At 43.1% G+C, this 3,613-nt stretch carries 2 protein-coding genes; both read left to right on the top strand.

The window, feature by feature from the left end; translation table 11 throughout:
• Positions 1-335 precede the first annotated feature (335 nt).
• A complete protein-coding gene (gene uvrB, locus AB4496_RS17400; protein ID WP_009848646.1) occupies positions 336-2,366 on the top strand; it encodes an excinuclease ABC subunit UvrB in 2,031 nt (676 codons plus the stop codon).
• Positions 2,367-2,667: 301 nt separating this feature from the next.
• A partial coding sequence (locus AB4496_RS17395) for a sigma-54-dependent transcriptional regulator (RefSeq protein WP_372131480.1) occupies positions 2,668-3,613 on the top strand: 946 nt, incomplete at its 3' end.

The following is a 3,613-nucleotide window of genomic DNA, read 5'->3' as shown; positions in this document are numbered from 1 at the left end:
AATTGGGATAAATCTGAAAATGTTAAAATCTGCGGTAACGTGATGTATTTAAAAGTTTTATATCGAAACATTACGATTGTATAACTTTTTAAGATTATAAAATAAACAGTAAAACAAGTGCTATTTTTAGATTTTTTGGGGAAGAGTAGTGGATTAAAAATCGAGTAATTTAGCTGAAGAGATCTTGCAGGGGCACGGATAATACCAAGTTCCAAAAATAAAAGCTATAACTGATATCTAATCTTAAGATGCATTTCTCTAGATAATAGTTGCAACGACACTCCTCCTAGAGTGACAATGACCTGATTAAATAAACAGTATGGAAATGGCGACCTATGAGTAAACTCTTTGACTTGGTATCGGACTACAGTCCGTCCGGTGACCAGCCGACGGCGATTACCAAATTACTAGATGGACTAGATTCTGGTTTGGCACATCAAACTCTATTAGGGGTAACGGGCTCGGGTAAAACCTTTACGCTTGCCAACGTCATTTCTCAATCTCAAAGACCAGCAATCTTGTTAGCGCCTAACAAAACGTTGGCAGCTCAACTTTATGGTGAGATGAAGTCATTCTTTCCAAATAATGCCGTTGAATACTTCGTTTCTTACTACGATTACTACCAGCCTGAAGCGTATGTACCAACCACAGATACGTTCATTGAGAAAGATGCGTCGGTGAATGCTCATATCGAGCAGATGAGACTTTCGGCGACCAAGGCCTTATTAGAGCGAAAAGACGCCATCATTGTAGCTTCTGTATCGGCTATCTATGGTCTTGGTGATCCTAAATCGTATTTGAAAATGATGCTTCACTTGAGTCGTGGTGAGGTTATGGATCAGCGTGATATTTTGCGCCGTTTGGCGGAGCTACAATATTCAAGAAACGACGTCGCATTTGAACGAGGTCAGTTTCGCGTGCGTGGTGAAGTGATTGATATCTTCCCGGCTGAATCTGACCAAGATGCCGTGCGAATTGAAATGTTCGATGATGAAGTGGATTGCATCAGTATCTTTGACCCACTAACTGGTGCGGTTAAGCAAAGAGACCTGCCTCGCTTTACGGTTTATCCAAAAACGCACTATGTAACTCCACGAGAGAAAATCCTTGAAGCGATTGAGAAGATTAAGGATGAGTTGCGTGATAGAGCTCAATATTTAAAAGACAATAATAAGCTTCTAGAAGAACAGCGTATCTCTCAAAGAACTCAGTTTGATATCGAGATGATGACCGAGCTTGGCTTCTGTTCTGGTATCGAAAACTATTCACGATACTTGAGTGGCCGTGCTGAAGGGGAAGCGCCTCCGACGTTATTTGATTACTTGCCTGATGATGGTCTGTTGATTATCGATGAGTCACACGTGACCGTGCCGCAAATTGGTGCGATGTATAAAGGTGACCGCTCTCGTAAAGAAACCTTGGTTGAATTTGGTTTCCGTCTGCCTTCGGCATTGGATAACCGTCCAATGAAGTTTGAAGAATTTGAGTCTATAGCCCCGCAAACAATTTTTGTGTCGGCCACGCCAGGCAATTACGAAATCGAAAAATCAGACGGTGAGATTGCTGATCAAGTGGTGCGTCCTACTGGTTTGTTAGACCCAATTATTGAAGTAAGGCCTGTCGCGACTCAGGTTGATGACCTATTGTCTGAAATCAGAATACGTTCAGTGAAAGAAGAGCGTGTACTTGTCACGACGCTAACTAAGCGAATGGCAGAGGACTTAACTGAATACCTGAGTGAGCATGGCGTTAAAGTTCGTTACTTGCACTCTGATATCGATACCGTTGAACGCGTAGAAATTATCAGAGACCTACGTTTGGGCGAGTTTGACGTGTTAGTGGGCATTAACTTACTTCGAGAAGGTTTGGATATGCCGGAAGTATCGCTGGTGGCGATTCTTGATGCTGATAAAGAGGGCTTCTTACGTTCTGAGCGTTCTTTGATACAGACCATTGGCCGTGCAGCTCGTAATTTGGAAGGTCGAGCAATTCTATATGGTGACTCGATTACTAAGTCGATGAGAAAGGCGATTGATGAAACCGACCGCCGTAGAGAGAAACAGCAGGCCTATAACGAAGAGCAAGGTATTACGCCGCAAGCACTTAAACGTAATATCAAAGACATTATGGAGTTGGGTGATCTAACCAAGTCGAAGCAGCAGCGCCAATCGAAGCAAGTTCCTCTATCTAAGGTGGCAGAGCCTTCTGAAAGTTATGTCGTACTGACTCCACAACAGCTTGATAAAGAGATCAGCAAGCTAGAAGCTGCGATGTATCAGCATGCTCAGAATCTAGAATTTGAATTGGCCGCACAAAAGCGTGATGAAATTGAGCAGCTAAGAAAGCAGTTTATTACCAACAGCTAATCTCACTTTCCACTCAAGAAGTTGATCCCTTCAGCACAAGAATTGAGAGTGTTTCAGACAAAAAACAGCCAGTAGTAAATGTTCTACTGGCTTACGTCTGTGGACACAAAGTCCACTAACAACGTCAGTTGGCTAGGTGACCCGAAGGTCAGTTAGATAACTGCATCGTTCGTGCCACATAGATAACACATTGATTGTTTGAAGCAAGCAAACGAACACAGTATAAATAGTGTGGTTAATTTGCATAATGCAAAGCGGAATGCGATTATAATAAGAAATGCAAATTATAAATGGCTAGGATATGCAATCAAAAACGTTAGATAACAAATCGAAGTATTTGTTAATGGTAGAAGATACCGCGTCGGTAGCAGCGTTGTATCGATCGTATCTTACACCGCTCGAAATTGATATTAACATTGTTGGTACTGGCCGCGATGCAATCGAGAGTTTGAACCATCGAATCCCAGACCTCATTTTATTAGATCTACGCCTGCCCGATATGACGGGTATGGATGTACTGTTTGCTGTAAAACAAAAATATCCGGAAGTTCCGGTTATCTTCATGACTGCTCACGGCTCTATTGATACCGCAGTAGAAGCCATGCGACATGGTTCCCAAGATTTCCTTATCAAGCCGTGTGAAGCCGACCGACTTCGTATTACGGTGAACAATGCGATCCGCAAAGCCACTAAACTTAAAAATAGCTCGGAACATCCAGGAAATCAGAACTATCAAGGCTTTATTGGCAGTAGTCAAACCATGCAGCAGGTTTACCGAACGATCGATTCTGCCGCATCGAGCAAAGCCAGTATTTTCATCACAGGTGAAAGTGGTACCGGTAAAGAGGTATGTGCTGAAGCCATTCACGCTGCGAGTAAGCGTGGTGATAAGCCATTTATCGCGATCAACTGTGCAGCGATTCCTAAAGATTTGATTGAGAGTGAACTGTTTGGTCACGTTAAAGGGGCCTTTACTGGGGCGGCAACGGATCGACAAGGCGCGGCTGAACTTGCAGATGGTGGAACCCTGTTCCTCGATGAATTGTGCGAAATGGACTTAGAGCTGCAAACTAAGCTACTCCGCTTCATTCAAACTGGCACCTTTCAAAAAGTCGGCTCTTCGAAGATGAAGAGTGTGGATGTTCGTTTCGTATGTGCAACGAACCGCGACCCTTGGAAAGAAGTTCAAGAAGGTCGCTTTAGAGAAGATCTGTACTACCGTTTATATGTGATTCCATTGCATTTGC

Origin of the sequence: Vibrio sp. 10N.222.46.A1 (assembly GCF_041473595.1) — a bacterium.
Classification (GTDB): domain Bacteria; phylum Pseudomonadota; class Gammaproteobacteria; order Enterobacterales; family Vibrionaceae; genus Vibrio; species Vibrio tasmaniensis_A.
The sequence above is the reverse complement of the archived record's forward strand: the minus strand, read 5'-3'. Positions and strand labels throughout refer to the sequence as shown.

Coding starts and splice junctions, on each gene's coding strand:
- uvrB (WP_009848646.1), top strand. CDS start 336: ATGAGTAAACTCTTTGACTTGGTATCGGACTACAGTCCGTCCGGTGAC.